The sequence below is a fragment of the Gilliamella sp. Fer1-1 genome (assembly GCF_001690825.1).
Classification (GTDB): domain Bacteria; phylum Pseudomonadota; class Gammaproteobacteria; order Enterobacterales; family Orbaceae; genus Gilliamella; species Gilliamella apicola_C.
Genome location: NZ_LZGX01000010.1, coordinates 99,584 through 121,847 on the forward strand (window position 1 = coordinate 99,584; position 22,264 = coordinate 121,847).

Below are 22,264 nucleotides of genomic sequence, written 5' to 3' on the forward strand. Positions count from 1 at the left end.
ATGGAGAATAATATACCGCTTATCAAGCTTGAGAATATTGTTCGTGAGTTTCCAGCAGGAGATTCAACCATACAAGTTCTTAAAGGCATCAATCTGACAATTAATGCTGGTGAAATGGTCGCTATTATTGGGGCTTCAGGATCTGGAAAGTCCACTTTGATGAATATTTTAGGCTGCCTAGATAAACCAACCTCAGGGACTTACTCTATTAGTGGACGCGCAACAAGGAAGTTATCCCTTGATGAGCTAGCTGAATTACGTCGTGAGCATTTTGGCTTTATCTTTCAACGTTATCATTTATTAAATGCACTAACCGCACGAGGAAATGTAGAAATTCCTGCTATTTATGCGGGTATTACTAGCGAGCAACGACAAAAAAGAGCGAATGGAATTTTAACCCGTTTAGGGCTTGCCGATAAAATAGATAATAAACCGAGCCAGTTATCAGGAGGACAGCAACAACGAGTCAGTATTGGTCGAGCTCTAATTAATGGTGGGCAAATTATTTTAGCTGATGAACCAACAGGAGCCCTCGATCGTAAAAGTGGCTTAGAAGTGATGGCAATATTACAAGAATTGCACCAACAAGGTCATACCGTTATTATTGTTACTCATGATTCAAATATTGCTAAAAGTGCCCAGCGAATTGTTGAAATTAGTGATGGGAATATTGTTTCTGATTCAATTAATCCAAATTACCAATCTGAACAAAATTGTAATGCTAATCGCCAAGTTAAGCAGATCGAAGCGACTAAAACGCAAGATCATTTCTGGGCAAAATATTATCGTTTTCGTGATGCGTTTAAAATGGCTATTTTATCGATGGTCTCACAACGGTTACGAACTATTTTAACTATGTTAGGTATTATAATTGGTATTGCCTCTGTGGTGTCAGTTGTTGCGTTAGGTCAAGGTACCAAACAAAAAATTTTATCTAATATTAATTCATTAGGAACGAGTACTTTAGAAATTTATGCCGGATCGGGATTTGGTGATCGCAATGCGGATAAAATCACTACATTGCGCTCATCTGATGCGGACTTTTTAGCTCAACAAAGCTTTGTTCATAGTACGACCCCAAACCTTGCAACCAGTGTCTATTTTCGAATTAACAACCTTGCTGTAATAGGAACTGTAAATGGTGTTGGTGAGCAATTTTTTGCCGTTCGTGGCTATAATATTACACAGGGGAAATCTTTCGATGAAACAAGTATTATTGCTTCCACACAAGATGCGGTAATCGATGAAAATACGGTTAAACGATTATTTGCCAATCAAAATCCTATTGGAAAAATTTTAATGGTGGGACAATTACCAGTAAGAATAATTGGTATTGCTACCAAACAACAACAAGGGTTTGGTAGCAATGAGAGTTTAAATATTTGGTTACCTTATACCACAGTTATTAATCGTATGGTTGGGCAAACGTCATTAAAAAGTATTACGGTACGCGTTAACGATAATGTTGATCTATCGGTTGCTGAGCAAGCTATTAATCAAATTATGTTAAAAAGGCATGGCACAAAAGACTTTTATATTTTTAACTCAGACAATATACGAGAAACAATTAATTCCTCAACTTGGGTAATGACTCTATTGGTTTCAGCTATTGCGCTAATTTCACTTATTGTTGGCGGTATTGGGGTGATGAATATCATGTTAGTCTCGGTCACCGAAAGAACTCGCGAAATTGGTGTACGTATGGCGGTTGGTGCTCGTTCAAGTGATATACTACAACAATTTTTGATCGAAGCAGTATTAGTCTGCCTAATTGGTGGAACAATAGGTATTTTACTTTCATTTGCTATTGGGTTTGTTTTTAATGCTGTTGTTACGTCATTTGCTATGAGTTTTTCCATTCTTGCCATTATTGCCGCATTTAGTTGCTCCAGTATAATTGGCATTATCTTTGGCTACTTTCCAGCAAGACGAGCTGCTAAGCTTGATCCTATTCATGCTTTAGAAAGAGAATAATCATATTCTTATAATAAAAAATCCCTTTGCGTAAAATAGCTATGCAAAGGGATGGTAATATTAGTACTAAACGCTTAACTTATCTATTAAAAATAATAGGTTATGCTTTTAGTAAAAAATGATAACAATGATATATCATCACATTATTTTTTATCGGAATTTGTTTTTTGCTCTACTTTTGCATTAGGATCTAACCCAGCAACAAATGCTGTCACTCTTGCATAGTCATTAATAAATGCTTCATCACTAGTTATATTAAGTTGATTTGCTATGATAAAAAACTTACGATTAACAATAACAGTAGGAATAGACTCTGGTTTCATCTCTTTAATTGCACTTGCTTGTTGCGCCATAAAGGCTTTAACTAAAAAGCCATCTTTGGTTTTATCATACACTTCACCACTGATACCTAATTTTTCAAAAACCACTTTAATATCATCAGCTGTTTTTATTGTTTTATCTTTTTGAACTGCATTATAAAGTGCATCTGAAGCTTTATCTTCAATACCAAGGACATTCGCTACAGCCCACGCTTGCGCAAGCTCTTTAGCTAGTGGTCCAAAATCCTCTAAATGATAACGTTTAAATTTAACCCCCTCTGGTAAAGCTTTACCAATGGTGTGCGAACCTTGATTTTGAATTTCAAATCTAAAACAGCTTGGACAATTAAACGAAAAAAACTCTATAACTTCTTTGTCGGGTGAAGGGTTTGTTGGTAATGCAGCATATTGTTTGCCTAATTCGATCGGCTCTGGCGCAGTTGTGGTTATTGATACTTCGGATTTAGTTGTTGTTTTACCTTCATCTGCAAAACAGTTTACAGAAAAAAGTGCAATACTAATTGCTATCAGCGTTTTTTTCATATTCATAATCCTCCTTATTCTTTTATAATTCCACGTGCTTTTAACAACGCAGATTTAAAATCTTCTTCATAATCTTTTTTTAGGCCTGGAATAGCTTCGCTCTTATCTGAGCCTCGCATTTTTAAATGATAAATTAAAACTTCGTCACTCAAGTCCTTTAATTCACCTTCAAACCCCGCTTCTTGACCCAATTTAGCTAAAAATTGTAATAGGTTAAGATCTGAATCACTTTCCCAAGCGGGTTGTAATAATTCCATTACTTCATCAATACGATGACATTTCATAATTAATACCTTTTTTAATCCTCAAAGTAATTGAAGATGATGATATAAAATTTAATTTACATATTAAAAACAGGCTGGTATATACTCAATTTCATGAATAATTGAGCTGCTATGTTTAAAATATGTATGCTAAAACTTAAAACAACTTTGTTATATAGTAATGTTATTTTGTTTTTTGGCAATGCAAAAGAGAAATAATTTATGAAAAGTGTACCAATTACTGCAATTATTCTAGCAGGAGGGCAAAGTTTACGAATGAATGGTGATGATAAAGGATTACTATTGTTAAACGGAAAACCGCTTTACCAACATGTCATTAACCATATCAAACCTCAAGTTGACTCAATTATGATTAACTGCAATCGTAATACTAATCAATATCGAAAAGCTCAATACCCAGTATTTAGCGATGATCTAACTGGCTATTTAGGGCCATTATCTGGCATTTACAGTGGGTTATTACGTAGTGAAACAGATTGGAATTTATTTGTTAGTTGCGATACCCCTTTCTTACCAGATGATTTAATCGCGCGTTTAGCAATACATACTTCAAACAGCGAAGCAATCTATCCGTGTGATGGTCAGTATAATCACCCAACTATTTTGCTTATTCATAAAGCAGTTATCCAAAAACTTAAATTGTATTTGGAACAAGGTAATCGTAAACTAATGTCATTTTTAGAACAAATTGATGCAAAACCCGTTGATTTTAATGATCAGACTTCTTGTTTTATTAATATCAATACGCCTGAAGAACTTAAACAAGCAAATCAAATAAAAAACTACTGAGATAGAAATAAGATAAGTATATCATCGGTATTAAGGCTATTTATCAATAGATAATATAGCCAAAATAATGGGGGTAGGTTATTTTATTTAAATAGGTTATTTATTTAAAGTAGCTCATATCAACGCCTAATCGCTATTTATTTATTATGCCAACCATGTCTGAAATTGCTCAGCAAATAATTCTATTTCTTCATCTTGTGTGGACCATGAGGTGCAAAAACGTAAACCAATGTGTTTAGCATCAGTTTGTCCAAGATTATCTACGGCGTAATGAGCAAGAATTTTTTCAGCCAGTTGGGTTGGGCAATTAACAAATAGCTGATTACTTTGTGGTTTGGCGATAAATGTTAACCCTGCTTTCTCAAATAGTGTTTTTAATTTATCAGCCATCTCATTACTGTGCTTCCCTAACTCAAGATAAAGATTATTTTGCATTAATGCTTTAATTTGTACAGCCACAACCCAGCTTTTGGCTAAAATTGCCCCTTTTTGCTTCATGCTAAAACGAAAATCTTGATTAATGGAAAGATTATTAAATATCACCGCTTCACCAGCAAAAGCCCCCACTTTAGTTCCACCAATATAAAATACATCAGTATATTTTGCTAAATCAGGAAAAGTAATATCATTATCTTTTGCCGTTAATGCCATCGCTAATCTTGCACCATCTAAATAAAGATAAAGGTGATTTTTTTGGCAAAATTGATATAGTTTTTTGAGTTCTTGCTTGGTATATACCGTACCGAGTTCTGTCGTATTTGAGATATAGACAAGTTTAGGTTGTACCATATGCTCATCGCAATGATGAGTTAAAACAGGCTTAATCAATTCTGGTGTCAGTTTCCCATCTTCCGTTTGCACTGTTAACACTTTATGCCCTGTTGCCTCAATAGCGCCAGTTTCATGCACATTAATATGCCCTGTATCAGTTGCAATAACCGCTTGATAAGGTCTTAATATATGTGAAATTACTGTTAAATTAGTAATGGTTCCTCCAGGCATAAAATGAATATCAGCCTTTGGTGATTTCAATTGTTTTTTTATGCTTTCTATTGCATGATCACAGATATCATCTAAACCATAACCACTCAATTTTTTATCAGCAATATCAATAAAATTTTTTAGTAAATGAGGGTGAACCGTTTGATTATAATCATTCAAAAAATCGTACATATAACGCTCCTTCTCCAACAGGCATTGTATAAATTAGTGTAATATTACCTAATCTTCAATATAGCACATTAGAGTAAAGAATCGATGAACAACCGGAAAATTATTGGGATTTGTGGTTATAGTGGTAACGGCAAAACAACTTTACTAAAAAAGATCATTGAATTATTCGTTGAACAAGGTTTTACTATTGGTTCATTAAAACATGCGCACCATAATATTGAGTTTGATATTCCTGGTAAAGATAGTTATGAATTGCGAAAAGCTGGATCTTTGCAAACAATTATTGCCTGTAATAATCGTTATGCAATGATTCAAGAAACACCGAATAAACCAGCAGATTTAATCACGCTCATTAATCAATTTAATGATGTTGATATTATATTGATTGAAGGATTTAAAGACGAAAATATTCCTAAAATCATTTGTCATCGTCAAGCAAATAAAAAGCCCCTCTATATAGATGAGTTTACAATAGCGATAGCCAGTGACGAACCATTAGATGTTTCTGTGCCTATTTTTGATATCAATCAACCAATTCAAATTGTTGATTTTATAAAAAGATATTTATTTAAACAATAATATATCGTATCTTATCTACCTTTTTACTTTATATTATATAAAATTAGCATGATTCGTTTATTAAAAAAAATTCTAGCCATTGCCAAAAAGGTAATAATCGGACTAATGCTACTATCTGTTTTTTCAACTTTAGCTATGCGTTGGTGGAATCCTCCATATGGGTCTATGTTAATGATAGAACGTAAAGTCATGCATTGGAATATACCTCAACAACGAGTTTGGAAAGATTGGAATGAAATTTCGGACAATATTAAAATTGCCGTAATAGCCTCAGAAGATCAAAATTTTGCTGTGCATTGGGGATTTGATTTTAATGCTATTCGCATCGCCTTAGATCATAATCAAAATAGCAAAAAACTCAAAGGAGCTAGCACAATCACTCAGCAAGTTGCTAAAAATATCTTTTTATGGCCATCTCGTAGCTGGATTCGCAAAGGTGTTGAGTCTTGGTTTACATTGTGGATAGAACTATTTTGGCCCAAAAAACGTATACTGGAAATCTATTTAAATTGTGCTGAATGGGGAGAGGGTATTTTTGGTATTGAAGCCGCCGCTCAGCACTATTTTAATGTTAGTGCTAATCAGTTAACTGCAAAGCAAGCAAGTTTACTTGCAGCAATATTACCTAATCCAAGGCGTTGGAGTCCAACAATACCAAGTGAACGGGTACAAAAAAGAGCTAAATGGATTTATAACCAAATGAATAATTTGGGTAATAAAAATTATCTAAAAAAGCTAAAATAGCGTTTATTGTTAGATAAATGTCTTAATAAATTCAGGAACAATTTTACTTGCAGGCCCATAAATTTTTGTTTGGAATAAATTTTGTTTAAAGCTAGGCTCTAAATTCAGCTCAATGGTTTTAGCACCAGATTGATTTGCAATCTGAACAAACCCCGCTGCTGGATAAACATTTCCTGATGTACCTATTGAAATAAAATAATCTGCCTGTAACAGTGCGTCATGGATAGCATCCATTTGTAATGGAATCTCTCCAAACCAAACAATATGTGGGCGGATTAATGTATTTTGTGCATAATCGATATCTTTATTACAATCAATAATCTGCCCTGTTTTTTCATTACGAACTTTTAATAACTCACCATGCATGTGAATAATATTTTTTGATCCAGCTTGTTCATGCAAATTATCTACATTTTGTGTCACAATTAATACGTTATCAAAACCTAACTTTTGTTCTAGCTCTGCCAATGCAAAATGTGCAGCATTGGGTTTTACATTAGGATCTTGTAATTTATTACGCAACATATTATAAAATTGATGAACAGCAATCGGATCTCGAAGATATCCCTCATAGGTTGCAACATCATCTACATTATACCCTTCCCACAATCCATTTTGTGCACGGAACGTTGATAATCCAGATTCAGCTGAAATACCAGCGCCAGTTAAAATGACAATTTTAGGTGCCTTCATAATTGTATATATACCTTCGTTATTTAATTATTTTGCTATAAATTAAACATCTATAGTGCTTATCGTGTGATTAAAAAATAATTAGGATTATTGCTTATATTCAGTTGTAAAAATCTGTAATGCTGGCTTATTTAGTTTTTGATATTGGCTATAAGCGCTTGCTACCTTTTGGCGAGTAACTTCTTTGGGATCAACTTTTAGCCAACTATCAATCATTGCATAAACGCTATATGCTTCAGGCGCCATTCGGTGCATAGTTAAAATCAGTGACGTAATACCTAAACGAGATAGCGGTGGTGAAAAATATTGCTGACTTTTGCATGCAAATACTGCTGCATAACGCGATTTTTGTTTTGCCTGTTGCTCTTTTGAGAGTGTTTCCCATCGCCAGCTATCAGGTAAATATTTACGCCATGACCATTCCATTAACGAATCATGGCCAATATAAACAACTAAGTCAGCTTTGCCTCCAACAATAACTTTTTTATCACCAAACAAATAGGATTGCTCTTTTTTACCAGCAGCATAATCTAGAAAATCATTGACAGTATCATCTATATATTTACCATTATATGCTTGTGCTATGATATAAACATCTTGATTTTGATGTTTATAAATTATTTCTTCTAATATTTTATCATTGCTTGGCCGATTAATTTTTATAACTTGCCACTCTTTTTGTTTTGCAAAGTAGGTTTTAAAACCATAAGCGGCTCCCCAATAAAGATTACTTTTAGGATCTTGTCCATTACCTATAGCTTTTGGAACAGGAACAATCTTTTGGTATTTGTTATCACATAGTGCAACAAGAACATGGATAACTTTTGGTTTAGCTAAACATGAAAAAGAAAACATTAACCATATAATGGGTATAAAAAATAAGAAGGAAGTAATTTTCTTCATTAAAAAATCACATCTTTATTAATAATCAAAAATTAATCTTTCATACTATATCATTTTTTTTATTATAAATAATCCATAATATTATTTTATTTAATAAGTTATGTAAGATTAAATCTCAATACTTTATATGATCCTAGCCAAAATATTAAATAGTATCCGCCTTTACAATAGACTTAATGTATTAACCCGTACACCATAAGGTATAGCTTGCAGCAAAAGGATTCATGTTATTATTTCTTATCATTTTTTCAAAATAAAAACTTCAATAAAATCAATTGGTTTTCTGACTGATTTTTATTGTACTAGAACTTAATTTGAATGGACATACCGTATTGGTTGTCTCTATACGGTTTAAGATGACCTAATCATATGAATAATTTTGTTATATATTTTTTCAATCCAAACAATTGAGTAATGACAACATAATAAGCTTACTGGAAATATGGCGAAATTAAGGGTAATAGCTGATGGTATAAGTAGATAGATTATAATAATAGCTATATTCAGGGCTGATGATCTATAATAATTTCCCACAATGAATGGACAGGTAATCCATAAGATAAAACTTATTAAAATACCAACAATCATCCCACAAAAAACTAAACCTGATGATCGTTTTATTTAATATAAAGATTGAAATAATAATAAAACAGCAATAACACAAACCATAATATAGTAAATAATAAGACGCAGGTGTGCCGTGTTTCCTGATAAAGTGATAACGCTATTGATAGCTTAGTAATCCACCTATAAAATTAACCAACAATATAACAACTAGCTTAATCATTTTCATTGGTTGAGCCTTTTTTATCATCAATTTCTTTGACTTCTTTATCTAAACCCGAAGACTAAATATGAAGCTCTTGCTTCCCCCTTTTTATTGATATCACAGCGGTGACTTTTTATCCATTTTGAAGGCGAGGATTAATATAACAAATAGTGTATTAACAATACACGTTTATGATAAGCTAACTCACTATAAAATAATTAAATAATTATATGAAAACAATAAGTTTAATTGAAGAGGTAAGTTGGGCAAGGACAAAAACTTATTAGCTAGTTATCAATCGAACGATTGTTAAATTATTAGGTGGTTATATTCTGCCAAAGATAAGAAATGAATGAATTGAGGTAATAAGATGAAAAAGTTTTCTATACTAATATTGTTAATGTTGTGCCCATTAGCCTCTTTTGCTAAAGGACCTAATTGTTATTCTTGGCCGATGAATATGACTTTGGCTTGGATGAAAAACGAGAACATAGTAGATATTCGAAAGTTAGATGAATCTAAAACCAAAATAACACAGTTGGTATCAGAAGAAATAAAAAAAGGGGTGTATACGCAAATATATAACTTTGTTTTTTATGATACACATGGTAATAGCTACCAAGTTATTACCAAAAGCCAAGCATCATATGAAGAATGTTCAATCAGTGATGTGAATAAATATCTAATATCCAAAAGTCAAGTTCATTAGTAGCTTATCTAATAATAGGCAAGTAAATTTGGCATTTTAGCGTGTTTTTAGTCAATGATAAAAATAATATAAGTTAAAAAAAGAATAACTTAAGGTAATTATATGAAAAAGCTTTCTTTAGTAATATTGTTAATATTATGCCCAATGCTATCTTTTGCTAAAGGGCCAGATTGCCATACTCGCGCTTTGGATAAGGCTAAGGAGTGGTTGAAAAATAGTAATATAGTGGAGATTGAAAACTTGAATCAATCAAAATTGAGAATAACCCTTTTAGCATCTGAACAGAAAAGTAAGGATTTATATACGCAAATTTACCATTTTGTTTTTTATGATAATAAAAATAAAGCTTATGAAGTTATCACCAAAAGTGAAGCTTCTAATAAAGACTGCTCGATAGGTGAAGTTGATAGTTATTTAGTATCAAAACGCCAGATTGATTATTTTGATTAATGGATCAAATTGCCAAAGATTTCAAAAATTATTTAATGAATTGATACTGTAGCTTTACAAGTTAGCTACACAGAATAAGGAAAACAAAATTAAGGTTATAACATGAAAAAAATTATTTTAATTATTGGGTTAATATTACCAGCTATCTCTTTTGCTAAAGTGCCTAATTGCTCAAATCAGTTTATGAACGATGCACTAAGGCAAATGCAATATGCTGGTATCGTTGATATGGGAAATTTAGATCCGTCCAAAACCAAAGTCACCTTATTGGCATCAGAAAAGAAGAAAAATACAAATACTACAATAAAAAAACAGTATATATACACAAGTTTATCATTTTGTTTTCCATGATGATGATGGTAACAGTTATCAAGCCATAACGAAAAATGACGCTGTAGAGGTTAATGAAAATGATATTTATGATTCTTGCTCTGCTGGATTGGGTGTAGTTTACTTTGTTTCAAAAACTGTTGAATAACTGTCCTTGTTACTTTGCGAAAACAGCTAAGTAGTAGGTATAACCCTAATTTTCCTATATTTAAATGAAAAAGAAATTTTAAGTTATTGCGAGTTTTCTATTAAGAAGTTTCAGAAAAATGTAGGTTTCAGTATTAATTTAATAAGAAAATAATATTGAAGAGAATTGAAAGAAAACTAACGCTTAACATTTGGAACGCTAAAATTAAAAAGGTTACTCAGCAATTCTATCCAGTAACCTTTTTTGTGCACTACAACATAAAAAGCAAATTATTGGCCGACACGGCGAGTTAATTCAATAACACGAATTTTTGCTAATGCCTTAGATAGTTCGGCAGATGCTTGAGCAAATGACACATCATCACTTAGGTGATTAATATGTTCCTGCGCTTGCCTTACCGCTTCTTGCGCTCTTGCTTCATCTAAGTCTTCACCCCGAATAGCAGTATCTGCTAAGATGGTTACGATGTTAGGTTGAACTTCTAAAATACCACCAGACAGATAGATAAACTCTTCTTCGCCATTCGTTTTCACAATACCAACCATACCTGGTTTTATTGTTGTGAGTAAAGGTGTATGACCAGGATAGATCCCGAGCTCACCTTCTTGACCAGTTACTCTGATTCGCTGAACATCACCTGAAAATAGGTGAGATTCAGCACTAACAACTTCTAATTGATAGGAAGTTAGTGCCATATTACTATCTCCGTTAATACGATCTGCTCAATGAATCTCCTAGAGAGATTTTGCTTTCTCAATCGCTTCATCAATTGAACCAACCATATAGAACGCTTGTTCTGGTATATGGTCATAATCGCCTTTCATGATACCCGTAAATGCACTTATCGTATCTTTCAATGGTACATATTTACCTGGTGAACCAGTAAATACTTCTGCAACAAAGAATGGTTGAGATAAGAAGCGTTGAATCTTACGCGCACGAGCAACAATTAATTTATCTTCTTCTGATAACTCATCCATACCAAGAATCGCAATAATATCTTTTAATTCTTGATAACGTTGTAAAATCGACTGAACGCCACGGGCACAATCATAATGCTCTTGACCAACCACTAAAGGATCTAATTGACGGCTGGTTGAATCCAATGGATCCACCGCTGGATAGATACCTAATGAGGCGATTTGTCGGCTCAATACGATTGTTGCATCTAAGTGAGCAAATGTTGTTGCTGGTGATGGGTCAGTCAAGTCATCTGCTGGTACATATACAGCTTGGATTGACGTAATTGAGCCTGTTTTAGTTGAAGTAATACGCTCTTGTAATAAGCCCATTTCTTCAGCTAATGTCGGTTGATAACCTACTGCCGATGGCATACGACCTAATAACGCAGATACTTCGGTACCAGCTAAGGTATAACGATAAATATTATCGATGAATAATAATACATCTTTACCTTCATCACGGAATTTTTCTGCCATGGTTAAACCAGTTAACGCAACGCGTAAACGGTTGCCTGGTGGCTCATTCATCTGACCATAAACTAACGATACTTTATCAAGCACGTTTGATTCTTTCATTTCGTGATAAAAGTCATTACCTTCACGAGTACGTTCACCTACACCTGTGAATACTGAGTAACCAGAGTGTTCGATAGCGATGTTACGGATTAACTCCATCATATTAACGGTTTTACCCACACCAGCACCACCGAATAGACCCACTTTACCCCCTTTAGCAAATGGGCAAATTAAGTCGATAACTTTAATACCTGTTTCAAGTAATTCAGTTGAGTTCGCAAGTTCTTCATAAGTCGGTGCTGCACGGTGGATAGCCCAACGCTCTTCTTCCCCAATTGGGCCTGCTTTATCAACAGGATCACCAAGTACGTTCATGATACGCCCCAGTGTTTTAGTCCCCACTGGTACTTCAATGCCGTGACCAGTGTTTACCACTTTAAGTCCACGTCTTAAACCATCAGATGATCCCATCGCAATACAGCAAACAACACCACCACCTAATTGTTGTTGAACTTCCAGAACTAATTTTTCAGCGCCAGTTTCCACTTCTAATGCATCATATACCTTTGGTACTGCATCTTCGGGGAATTCGACATCAACCACCGCACCGATGATCTGGACAATCTTTCCAGTAGCCATTTTTAATCCTCTACGTCTTTTTCTTAACTATAAGCCAATATTTAGCACTAACCTGAAACCGCGGCTGCACCGGATACAATATCAATCAATTCATTAGTAATCGCACCTTGGCGCGCTTTGTTATACACAATTTGCAATTCATTAATTAGGTTTGCACCGTTATCTGTTGCCGCTTTCATGGCTACCATTCTTGCTGCTTGTTCACTCGCTAAATTATCAACCACTGCTTGATAGACTTGTGATTCAATATAGCGACGTAAAATCACATCTAATAGTGATTTAGCATCAGGCTCATAAATATAATCCCATGATGAAGCTTTGAGTTTGTCATCTTCTGAATGTGGTAATGGCAATAACTGCTGTATTGTTGGCTTTTGTGACATGGTATTAATAAATTTATTTGTTACAATATATAATTTATCAATCTTACCCTCGTCATAAGCCTCCAACATTGTTTTTACCGGACCAATTAAATCTGATAAAGTTGGCTCGTCTCCCAAGTTAGTGACTTGGGTTAAGATATTCGCTTTTACTGAAGAGAAAAACGACACACCTCGTGAACCAATTAAAGCTACATCTGCTTCGACACCTTTCTCCTGCCATGCTGACATGTCAGTAATAACCGCCTTGAAAAGGTTGATATTTAATCCACCACATAAACCACGATCGGTTGAAATGATAAGATAGCCAACTCGCTTTACATCCCTTTCTTCTAAATATGGATGTTTGGCGCCTATCTGAGCTAACGCTAAATGTCCAATTACTTCACGGATCATCTCTGCATATGGCCGGCTAGCTGCCATTCTATCTTGCGTTTTACGCATTTTAGAGTTGGCAACCATTTCCATCGCTTTAGTGATCTTTTGCGTACTTTGGATACTGGCAATTTTGGTTCTAATCTCTTTTGCATTAGCCATTTTTTACCCCACCCTTACCAAGTTTGAGTTGATTTAAAGCTTTCAAGTAATGCTTTTAGCTTACTTTCAATCTCATCATTGTAATTACCGGTCTCATCGATTTGTTTAACAAAATCGCCATATTGACTATGAGCATAAGCAAGTAGTGCGGTTTCAAATGGTAACACTTTAGCGAGTTCAACATCTTCTAAATAACCACGCTCAGCGGCATAAAGTACAATTGATTGCTCAGCAACAGTCATAGGAGCATATTGCTTTTGTTTGAGTAATTCTGTCACTTTTTCACCGTGGCTCAATTGATTTCTTGTTGCCTCATCTAAGTCAGAAGCAAACTGTGAGAACGCAGCTAATTCACGATATTGTGCAAGCGCAGTACGGATACCACCTGATAATTTTTTCATTATCTTAGTTTGCGCAGCACCACCAACACGAGAAACCGAAATACCTGGGTTAACCGCTGGGCGAATGCCTGAGTTAAATAGGCTAGTTTCAAGGAATATCTGACCATCAGTAATCGAAATTACGTTAGTTGGTACGAATGCCGAAACGTCACCAGCTTGCGTTTCAATAATTGGTAATGCCGTTAAAGAACCTGTTTTACCTTTAACTTCGCCTTTAGTGTACTCTTCAACATAGGCTTCGTTGACGCGCGCAGCACGTTCAAGTAAACGAGAGTGAAGATAAAATACATCACCTGGATAAGCTTCACGTCCAGGTGGGCGACGAAGTAATAACGAAATTTGACGGTAAGCAACCGCTTGTTTAGATAAATCATCATAAACAATTAATGCATCTTGGCCTCGATCACGAAAGTATTCGCCCATTGCACAACCGGCATATGGCGCTAAATATTGTAATGCTGCTGATTCAGATGCAGAGGCAACAACAACAATCGTATTTTTTAATGCACCATGTTCTTCAAGTTTACGCACAACATTGGCAATAGTTGATTGTTTTTGGCCAATAGCGACATAGATACATTTTACGCCAGAGTCACGTTGATTGATGATCGCATCGACAGCAAGTGCTGTTTTACCTGTTTGACGGTCACCGATGATAAGTTCACGCTGACCTCGACCAATTGGAATCATTGAGTCAACGGCTTTATAGCCAGTTTGTAATGCTTGATCAACAGATTTACGATCGATAACACCTGGTGCAACAACTTCAACTGGTGAAAACCCATCATGTTGAAGCGAACCTTTACCATCAATTGGCTCACCTAATGTGTTAATAACACGACCTAATAAACCTTCACCAACTGGTACTTGTAATATACGGCCAGTACATTGGACTTTCATTCCTTCAGATAAATCTTCGTATGGTCCCATGACCACCGCACCGACAGAGTCTCTTTCAAGATTGAGAGCCATTGCATAGCGACCTCCTGGTAATGCAATCATTTCACCTTGCATTACATCAGTTAGTCCATGGATTCGAAGGATACCATCACTTACAGATATGATAGTTCCTTCATTGTGAGCATCACTCACAATATTGAACTGAGCTATCCGCTCTTTAATTAGTTCACTTATTTCAGTTGAATTTAGCTGCATTATCAGTCCCCTTAAGACTGTAGAGCGTCAGTTAAACGATTTAAACGCCCTCTGATACTACTATCAATAACCATATCGCCCGTACGAATAATAAAACCAGAAATGAGCGATTTATCTATGTGACATTTTAGTTTTACTTTTCGTGATAAACGTTTTTCGACAGCGACAGAAATCTTATTAAGTTGTTCATTGGTTAGCTCACTAGCAGAAATCACATCTACATCTGCTTGGGCATTTTTCTCTAAACAATATTGCTCAAACAAAGTTAGTACTTCGGGAAGAAGTGATAACCGTTTGTTTTCAGCCATAATCTTAATAAAGTTAGTGCTAAACTCATCTAACACATCTTTGCAGATATTGATGAGTAAATTAGCCACCGAATCGGCTTTCATGTCAGATGTTAAAACGCTCTTTATTTGAGCATCTTTACTTACTTCTGATGTTAACACTAGCATTTTATGCCATGATTCGATGCTGTTTTTTTCTACCGCAAACTCGAAAGCGGCTTTAGCATAAGGGCGAGCAATCGTAATTAAGTCAGCCATTGCTCATATCTCCTTATAGTTCAGCTACGAGTTTATCAATGATGTCGCTATTTGCGGCTTCATTAACAGAACGTTGAATAATTTTTTCTGCACCAGCAATAGCGAGTGTAGCGACTTGTTGTTTGAGCTCTTCTTTAGCTCGTTTGCGTTCGGCCTCTACTTCGGCAAGCCCTTGAGCAACAATTCGTTCTTTTTCACGAGAAGCTTCTTGCTTTGCTTCTTCAAGAATGGCTGCTTTGCGTTTGTTTGCTTGCTCAATAATTGCATTGGCCTCAACCTTAGCCTGTTGCATTATGTCAGATGTATTTGCTTTGGCTAATTCCAAATCTTTTTTTGCTGTTTCTGCTGAAGCAAGTCCTTCGGCTATCTCTTTTTGACGCTTTTCAATTGCGCCGATAACTGGAGGCCAAACAAACTTCATACAGAACCAAACAAACAATACAAATGTAATTGCTTGGCCGAGGAGCGTTGCGTTCATATTCATGACACGATTCCTCTTAAATTTTTATTAGCCAGCGACAGCAAAAATAACATAAAGCGCAATACCCACACAAATCATTGGGATCGCATCAACTAAGCCCATTACGATAAAGAATTGAGTACGTAACATAGGCATTAATTCTGGTTGGCGAGCAGCACCTTCTAAAAATTTGCCACCTAATAAACCAATACCAACTGCACCACCAATTGCAGCTAATCCCATCATTATACCTGCGGCTACAAATAACATACTAATATCCATTATATACTCCAGTTTATTATCAAAAAAATATTAAAATTAATGATCTTCCGTTGCCGACGCCATAGCTAAATAGACGATCGTCAACACCATAAAAATAAATGCTTGTAATGTAATAATTAAAATATGGAAGATGGCCCATGGTAATGACAATACCCACTGTGACCACCAAGGCAATAATGCAGCAATTAAGATGAAGATAAGTTCACCTGCGTACATATTTCCGAAAAGTCGAAGCCCTAAAGAAACAGGCTTAGCTAAAAGACTAACTAATTCAAGCACTAAATTAATCGGCGCAAATGCCCAGTGATTGAAAGGGTGAAGTGTATATTCTTTAATGAAACCACTAATCCCTTTATATTTAATAGAATAAATAATAATAAGGACAAAGACGCCTAAAGACATTGACATAGTGATGCTAACATCTGCTGTTGGAACAACCCTTAAATGTGATAGACCTAGGTATTGACCTGCATAAGGGAGAAAGTCAACCGGGATAAGATCCATAAAATTCATTAAGAAAACCCAAATAAACACTGTTAAAGCTAGCGGTGCAATGAGCTTATTTTGACCTGAGAACATATCTTTAACAGTATTGTTGACAAATTCAAAAATCATTTCAACAGCACATTGTAATTTACTAGGCACTCCACTAGTTGCTTTTTTAGCAACGCGGTGAAAGATCCATAAAAAGATTACACCAAGTAGAATTGAAAAGAATAGTGAGTCAAGGTTTAAGGTCCAAAAACCCGAACCTACTTGCAAGTTTTCAAGATGATGCTTGATGTAAGCTTGTGGTGAAGCTGGAGAGGAAACAGACATATAACCCTCTTACTTATTCCTAAAAATAAAGAATACTGCTTATTTACCTAGAAAGGTATAAGCAATCGTTGTAATAATTGAAGCCACTATTTTAAACCCAATTGCCTATATTAAGTCAACCTTTGATTAACGAAATTAAAAATTTAGACACTTTTTACTAATTTTGTGTAAATATGCGCAACTTCATCTATTATTTTAAACCAAAGATTGTTCAATCAATGGCTTAATTAATGGGCATAAATGAGGTTATTTTTAATTTTTAACTGCTATGGCAATAGTTTCTGCTAATTTTTGGGCTTCCATTTCATTGTTTCCCTCAACCATGACGCGAATCAGTGGTTCTGTACCTGATTTACGGATCAAAACTCGCCCATGATTGCCAAGCTGTTTTTCTGCTTTTTCAATAGCTGATTTTACAGCAGTACTATTTAGTGGATCTTCTTTGCCTGAAAAACGGATATTAATTAAGACTTGCGGTAGCATTGTCATGCCACTGCATAAATCAGCTAATGACATATCATTACGCACCATTGCCGCTAGTACTTGTAAGCCCGCAACGATACCATCACCCGTGGTGGTTTTATCTAATAATAACACATGGCCTGAATTTTCAGCACCTAAGCGCCAGTTTTTTTCTACTAATTTTTCAAGCACATAACGATCGCCTACTTTGGCTCGAACAAAAGAAATTCCAAGATTTTTAAGTGCAATTTCAAGCCCCATATTGCTCATTAATGTGCCAACAACTCCACCTTTGAGTTGACCTTGCCTTAGTGCTTCGCGAGCAATGATGTAAATAATTTGATCACCATCAATTTTGCGTCCTTTATGATCAACCATGATAATACGATCGCCATCACCATCTAATGCAAAGCCTAAATCTGCTTTTTCATCAATAACACATTTAGCGAGAGCTTTAACGTCAGTTGCACCACAGTTTTCATTGATATTAACACCATCAGGTTCACAGCCAATTTTTATGACCGTAGCACCAAGTTCACGAAGCACTTTGGGTGCAATGTGATAAGTTGCGCCATTAGCGCAATCGACAACAATTTTTAATGTAGCTAGACTTAAATCATGATCGAATGTGCTTTTACAAAATTCGATATAGCGTCCCGCTGCATCGGTGATACGGCTTGCTCGACCAAGTTGTTTTGATTCTACGCAATCGATCTCTTTTTCAAGCTCAGCCTCGATTTCTAATTCAATTGCATCATCAAGTTTTTTTCCTTCGGCTGAAAAGAACTTAATACCATTATCATAAAAAGGGTTATGTGAAGCAGAAATGACCACTCCAGCATCAGCCCGAAAAGTGCGAGTTAAGTAGGCAATAGCGGGGGTTGGCATAGGGCCTGTAAAAGCTGCTGCAACGCCAGCGGAGGCAAAACCTGCTTCTAGTGCTGACTCAAGCATATAGCCTGAAATGCGGGTATCTTTACCGATTAATACTTTTTTAACACCATCTTTAGCAAGAACACGGCCTGCAGCCCAACCTAATTTAAGCGCAAAATCTGGCGTAATAGGATGCTGCCCAACTTTACCGCGAATCCCATCTGTACCAAAATATTTCCGATTAGACATTTTGTACCCTCATACTAATATTTGTTATGTTGGACAACATTTAATTAACAATACTTTACTTTAAAGTTGTATGCGATTTTTTTGATAACCGTATACCCCAAGTTGTAAAAAAAAATCAATAAAATAGACGTTTCATTATAAAACTATTCTCGACTATCGTTGGCAAATTTTAATAATACTTGGCTCTCTTTGATAAAGCGTTCTGCATAATTGCCAAACCAGGCGGTGACTTCATTAAAATTCTCAATAAATTTAGTTTTATTACGTTGTTCAATTAATTTCACCATTTGCCCAAAGCGTTCATAATAGCGCTTGATTAATTCAATATTATCATCTGATGCCATAATAATATCGGCATAAAGAGCGGGATCTTGAGCAAACAACCGTCCAACCATCATCAGTTCAAGCCGATAGATAGGAGATGATAGTGCAATTAGTTGCTCTAAATCAGCCTGTTCACGTTGTAAATTTACGCCGTATGAAAAAGAGGTAAAATGGCGTAATGCTTGAATGAACGACATGCATTTATCATGCTCTTTGGCATCAATAGCGCATAAATTAGCACCCCATATACGCATTTGCTCAATTAACCATTGATATTTAGTCGGTTCGCGACCTTCACAATAAACGATAATTTGTTTGGCTAAATTAGGCACATCAGGGCCAAACATAGGATGCAATCCGACAACGGGTCCTTGATGCTTTTCTAGCATCGTTTCAAGTGGTTTAGCTTTGATAGAAGTAAAATCCGTTAAGATACAATCTTTTGGCAATTGCGGTAATTGTTTTATGATTTCACAAGTTTTATTTATTGGCACTGTGACAATAACCGCAGCAGCATCAGCAACTATTTCAGTAGCTTGATGCATAGTTTTAGAGCCTAACGTTTTAACTTGGTAGCCTGATAAGGTAAATAACCGAGCAAATAACCGCCCCATTTGTCCATTACCACCAACAATGACTATAGAACCTTGGCCTGTATAAACTTTTTTGAAACCTTTGTCATTTTCGCTAATATACGATTCACGCATCAAACGACGTAAAATATCTTCAATTAATGCGGGAGATATACCCGCATTTTCAGCTTCTTGTCGTCTTTTGTTTAGCATTTCTGCTTCACGTTTAGGATCATAAATAGGAATACCATGTTTACTTTTTACTTCACCAACTTCGGTAACTAATGCTAATCGTTTGGTAATTAATGATAAAATTGATTTATCAACTTCATCGATTTTATCGCGCAAGGCAGTTAATTCCGTAGACATATTCGACTATTCCTTTTATCACAAATGACAACTCTTTATGTAATAGCTTAACAGTATAACGTATTTTTGGTAGGATGGGGCAACTACAACATTAAATGTAACACAATAAAATAATCATGAAAGTTATCTCTTTTAATATTAACAGCCTTCGAGCCCGAATTCATCAGCTGGCGGCAATTATTGATACCCACCAACCAGATATTATTGGTCTTCAAGAAACCAAAGTACATAATGACCAATTTCCCGTTGAAGAGCTTGCTCAGTTTGGTTATCACTTACATTATCACGGGCAAAAAAGCCACTATGGTGTGGCATTGTTAACTAAACAAAAACCCATTTCAGTACAATGTGGTTTTCCAACCGATAACGAAGACGCACAATGCCGTTTGATTATTGCTGAGTTACCAACTAGCCAAGGCAATTTAATGGTAATTAATGGTTATTTTCCGCAAGGTGAAAGTTTACATCATGAAATAAAATATCCTGCCAAGCGTAAATTTTATCAAGATTTAATAACTTATATCGAACAGCAGCAATTAAATAGCCAATTATCATTAATAATGGGGGATATGAATATTTGCCCAACCGATTTAGATATAGGTCTTACTGAAGAAAACCGAAAACGTTGGTTACGTACAGGTAAATGTTCATTTTTGCCCGAAGAGCGTGAATGGATAAACGATTTAATGTCACTTGGTTTTACTGATACTTACCGTAATGCTTATCCAAAAGAAAAAACATATTCTTGGTTTGATTATCGTTCTAAAGGTTTTGATACCCATACAGGGCTACGCATCGATTTGATTTTAGCTAGCAAAAAAATGATGAATTACTACCTGCAAACAGGTATTGATTATGATATCAGAGCGATGGAAAAACCATCTGATCATGCACCAATTTGGGCTCAATTTGATTTATCATAACCATAGATATAGTTACCATAAGGATAATAGTATGCAAGGTAGTTCAATTTTATCGATTAAAGATCTCAATCAAATGGTGAAAGAGTTGCTTTGTGATGCTATTGGTCAGATTTGGCTTATGGGCGAAATCTCAAACTTTTCTCGTCCATCGTCAGGCCATTGGTATTTCTCATTAAAAGACGACAGTGCACAGGTGCGCTGTGCAATGTTTCGCAATAGTAATTTACGTGCTGGCTTTACACCACAAAATGGACAGCAAGTTTTAGTTCGAGCAACAGTTACATTGTATGAAGCTCGTGGTGAGTATCAATTAGTTATTGATAAAATTCAACCCGCAGGAGCAGGATTACTACAGCAAAAGTTTGAGCAGTTAAAACAAAAACTGTCAGACGAAGGTTTATTTGATCCCATGTATAAACAGCCACTTCCTGAAAATATTCGTACTGTTGGCATTATCACTTCATCAACGGGTGCTGCGCTACATGATATTTGCCAAATATTAAAGCGTCGTGATCCTAGCTTACATTTAATCATCTACCCAACTCAAGTACAAGGCAATGAGGCAGCGGGACAAATTGCTAAGATGATTCAAATTGCCAATATTCGGCAAGAATGTGATGTGTTAATTATTGGGCGAGGCGGAGGTTCGCTTGAAGACTTATGGTCATTTAATGAAGAAATAGTAGCAAGAGCCCTTTTTTCAAGCAAAATACCGACGGTTAGCGCGGTTGGACATGAAATTGATTTTACCATTGCAGATTTTGTTGCTGATGTCAGAGCGGCTACACCATCTGCTGCTGCCGAGCTAGTAAGTCATGATAATTTAGATCAGATAAAACGTATTCAAGCAAAAGAACAGCATTTATCCATGGCAATGGATTATTATTTAATGCAGTGTCGAGCAAGACTCAATAAATGGCGACATCAATTACAAACTCAACATCCACAAACAAAGCTAGAAAAACAATTAAATCAACTTCTAGCTTATCGCCATTCATTATCTGAAAATATTCAGCAATATTTACTCAGACTATCAAATCGCTATAATTTTTTGGATAAGCGATTATTACGTGTATCACCACAAAATAATATTACCTATTTACAACAAGTAGTTGAACAAAAACAGCAAAGACTTATTAATTTAATTAAACAAAAGTTAACAAAATCACAACATCAATTCGTTTTACAAACCTCTCAACTTAACAACGTTAGTCCGCTAGCTACGCTTGAGCGAGGTTATTCAGTCACCACCGACCAAAACAATGCAGTGGTTCGTCGTTCTGAGCAAGTCACGGTGGGCGACATTATCGTAACAAGACTGAAAAAAGGTAAACTTGTTAGCCAAATTACCAAAATCAATAAATAAAATAATTATATTTAAAGATGAT

General features: G+C 35.4%; 24 protein-coding genes. 9 read left to right on the top strand and 15 right to left on the bottom strand.

Translation table 11 applies throughout. The features are described 5' to 3' along the window. Complete coding sequence (locus tag A9G28_RS00985; protein ID WP_065579502.1) at window positions 1-1,974, top strand: MacB family efflux pump subunit; 1,974 nt, start codon at window positions 1-3, stop codon at window positions 1,972-1,974. A 143-nt stretch (window positions 1,975-2,117) separates the two neighbouring features. On the opposite strand, the gene A9G28_RS00990 is transcribed toward A9G28_RS00985, so the two are convergent. Continuing rightward, window positions 2,118-2,843 (bottom strand): thioredoxin domain-containing protein, encoded by a 726-nt coding sequence (locus A9G28_RS00990; protein ID WP_065568370.1) that lies wholly within the window; start codon window positions 2,841-2,843, stop codon window positions 2,118-2,120. An 8-nt stretch (window positions 2,844-2,851) separates the two neighbouring features. Further along, window positions 2,852-3,121 (bottom strand): YihD family protein, encoded by a 270-nt coding sequence (locus A9G28_RS00995; protein ID WP_065568369.1) that lies wholly within the window; start codon window positions 3,119-3,121, stop codon window positions 2,852-2,854. A gap of 201 nt (window positions 3,122-3,322) precedes the next feature. Here A9G28_RS00995 and mobA point away from each other — a divergent pair, with 201 nt between their 5' ends. Further along, window positions 3,323-3,910: a molybdenum cofactor guanylyltransferase MobA gene (gene mobA / locus A9G28_RS01000; RefSeq protein ID WP_065579503.1), complete on the top strand. Its 588-nt coding sequence runs from the start codon at window positions 3,323-3,325 to the stop codon at window positions 3,908-3,910. 144 nt (window positions 3,911-4,054) lie between these two features. Here mobA and A9G28_RS01005 read toward each other — a convergent pair whose 3' ends face one another. Continuing rightward, window positions 4,055-5,083 carry a threonine aldolase family protein gene (locus A9G28_RS01005; protein ID WP_065579504.1) on the bottom strand — a complete coding sequence of 343 codons (1,029 nt, stop codon included), beginning with the start codon at window positions 5,081-5,083 and terminating at the stop codon, window positions 4,055-4,057. Window positions 5,084-5,167: 84 nt separating this feature from the next. On the opposite strand from A9G28_RS01005, the gene mobB reads away from it, so the two are divergent. Beyond that, on the top strand, window positions 5,168-5,662 hold the full coding sequence (gene mobB / locus A9G28_RS01010) for a molybdopterin-guanine dinucleotide biosynthesis protein B (RefSeq protein ID WP_065568366.1): 495 nt from the start codon (window positions 5,168-5,170) through the stop codon (window positions 5,660-5,662). 48 nt (window positions 5,663-5,710) lie between these two features. Further along, complete coding sequence (mtgA, locus tag A9G28_RS01015) at window positions 5,711-6,406, top strand: monofunctional biosynthetic peptidoglycan transglycosylase (protein WP_065579505.1); 696 nt, start codon at window positions 5,711-5,713, stop codon at window positions 6,404-6,406. Between the two features lie 9 nt (window positions 6,407-6,415). On the opposite strand, the gene cobB is transcribed toward mtgA, so the two are convergent. Further along, entirely contained in the window at window positions 6,416-7,099 is a 684-nt protein-coding gene (gene cobB / locus A9G28_RS01020; protein ID WP_065579506.1) for a Sir2 family NAD+-dependent deacetylase, read from the bottom strand. A gap of 87 nt (window positions 7,100-7,186) precedes the next feature. Beyond that, entirely contained in the window at window positions 7,187-8,002 is an 816-nt protein-coding gene (locus tag A9G28_RS01025; protein ID WP_141674656.1) for a hypothetical protein, read from the bottom strand. A 1,139-nt stretch (window positions 8,003-9,141) separates the two neighbouring features. Here A9G28_RS01025 and A9G28_RS01030 point away from each other — a divergent pair. The 3 genes from A9G28_RS01030 (at window position 9,142) to A9G28_RS01040 (ending at window position 10,281) form a co-directional block, all read left to right on the top strand. Then, window positions 9,142-9,480, top strand: coding sequence for a hypothetical protein (locus tag A9G28_RS01030; RefSeq protein ID WP_065568362.1), 339 nt, complete (start codon window positions 9,142-9,144; stop codon window positions 9,478-9,480). Between the two features lie 102 nt (window positions 9,481-9,582). Beyond that, complete coding sequence (locus A9G28_RS01035) at window positions 9,583-9,930, top strand: hypothetical protein (protein WP_065579508.1); 348 nt, start codon at window positions 9,583-9,585, stop codon at window positions 9,928-9,930. Window positions 9,931-10,032: 102 nt separating this feature from the next. Continuing rightward, window positions 10,033-10,281 (top strand): hypothetical protein, encoded by a 249-nt coding sequence (locus tag A9G28_RS01040; protein ID WP_065579509.1) that lies wholly within the window; start codon window positions 10,033-10,035, stop codon window positions 10,279-10,281. Window positions 10,282-10,677: 396 nt separating this feature from the next. Here the strand turns inward: A9G28_RS01040 and A9G28_RS01045 are convergent, their stop codons facing one another. The 10 genes from A9G28_RS01045 to tyrA form a co-directional block, all read right to left on the bottom strand. Next, window positions 10,678-11,103 (bottom strand): F0F1 ATP synthase subunit epsilon, encoded by a 426-nt coding sequence (locus tag A9G28_RS01045; RefSeq protein ID WP_065568359.1) that lies wholly within the window; start codon window positions 11,101-11,103, stop codon window positions 10,678-10,680. Window positions 11,104-11,142: 39 nt separating this feature from the next. Further along, a complete protein-coding gene (atpD, locus tag A9G28_RS01050) occupies window positions 11,143-12,525 on the bottom strand; it encodes a F0F1 ATP synthase subunit beta (protein WP_065568358.1) in 1,383 nt (460 codons plus the stop codon). 47 nt (window positions 12,526-12,572) lie between these two features. Further along, the gene (gene atpG / locus A9G28_RS01055) at window positions 12,573-13,442 is read right to left on the bottom strand and encodes a F0F1 ATP synthase subunit gamma (RefSeq protein WP_065568357.1); all 870 of its coding nucleotides are present in this window, start codon (window positions 13,440-13,442) and stop codon (window positions 12,573-12,575) included. 14 nt (window positions 13,443-13,456) lie between these two features. Further along, on the bottom strand, window positions 13,457-14,998 hold the full coding sequence (gene atpA, locus A9G28_RS01060; RefSeq protein ID WP_065568356.1) for a F0F1 ATP synthase subunit alpha: 1,542 nt from the start codon (window positions 14,996-14,998) through the stop codon (window positions 13,457-13,459). An 11-nt stretch (window positions 14,999-15,009) separates the two neighbouring features. After that, window positions 15,010-15,543: a F0F1 ATP synthase subunit delta gene (atpH, locus tag A9G28_RS01065; protein ID WP_065568355.1), complete on the bottom strand. Its 534-nt coding sequence runs from the start codon at window positions 15,541-15,543 to the stop codon at window positions 15,010-15,012. 13 nt (window positions 15,544-15,556) lie between these two features. Then, entirely contained in the window at window positions 15,557-16,027 is a 471-nt protein-coding gene (gene atpF / locus A9G28_RS01070) for a F0F1 ATP synthase subunit B (RefSeq protein ID WP_065568354.1), read from the bottom strand. A 24-nt stretch (window positions 16,028-16,051) separates the two neighbouring features. Continuing rightward, entirely contained in the window at window positions 16,052-16,285 is a 234-nt protein-coding gene (gene atpE, locus A9G28_RS01075; RefSeq protein ID WP_442902731.1) for a F0F1 ATP synthase subunit C, read from the bottom strand. Window positions 16,286-16,321: 36 nt separating this feature from the next. Beyond that, window positions 16,322-17,104 (bottom strand): F0F1 ATP synthase subunit A, encoded by a 783-nt coding sequence (gene atpB / locus A9G28_RS01080; protein WP_065579510.1) that lies wholly within the window; start codon window positions 17,102-17,104, stop codon window positions 16,322-16,324. A gap of 252 nt (window positions 17,105-17,356) precedes the next feature. Further along, on the bottom strand, window positions 17,357-18,688 hold the full coding sequence (gene glmM / locus A9G28_RS01085) for a phosphoglucosamine mutase (protein ID WP_065579511.1): 1,332 nt from the start codon (window positions 18,686-18,688) through the stop codon (window positions 17,357-17,359). Window positions 18,689-18,831: 143 nt separating this feature from the next. After that, window positions 18,832-19,953 carry a bifunctional chorismate mutase/prephenate dehydrogenase gene (gene tyrA, locus A9G28_RS01090; RefSeq protein WP_065568350.1) on the bottom strand — a complete coding sequence of 374 codons (1,122 nt, stop codon included), beginning with the start codon at window positions 19,951-19,953 and terminating at the stop codon, window positions 18,832-18,834. A 116-nt stretch (window positions 19,954-20,069) separates the two neighbouring features. Between tyrA and xthA the strand changes: the two genes are divergently transcribed. Next, window positions 20,070-20,876, top strand: coding sequence for an exodeoxyribonuclease III (xthA, locus tag A9G28_RS01095; protein WP_065579512.1), 807 nt, complete (start codon window positions 20,070-20,072; stop codon window positions 20,874-20,876). A 31-nt stretch (window positions 20,877-20,907) separates the two neighbouring features. Next, window positions 20,908-22,242: an exodeoxyribonuclease VII large subunit gene (gene xseA, locus A9G28_RS01100; protein WP_065579513.1), complete on the top strand. Its 1,335-nt coding sequence runs from the start codon at window positions 20,908-20,910 to the stop codon at window positions 22,240-22,242. Window positions 22,243-22,264 lie beyond the last annotated feature (22 nt).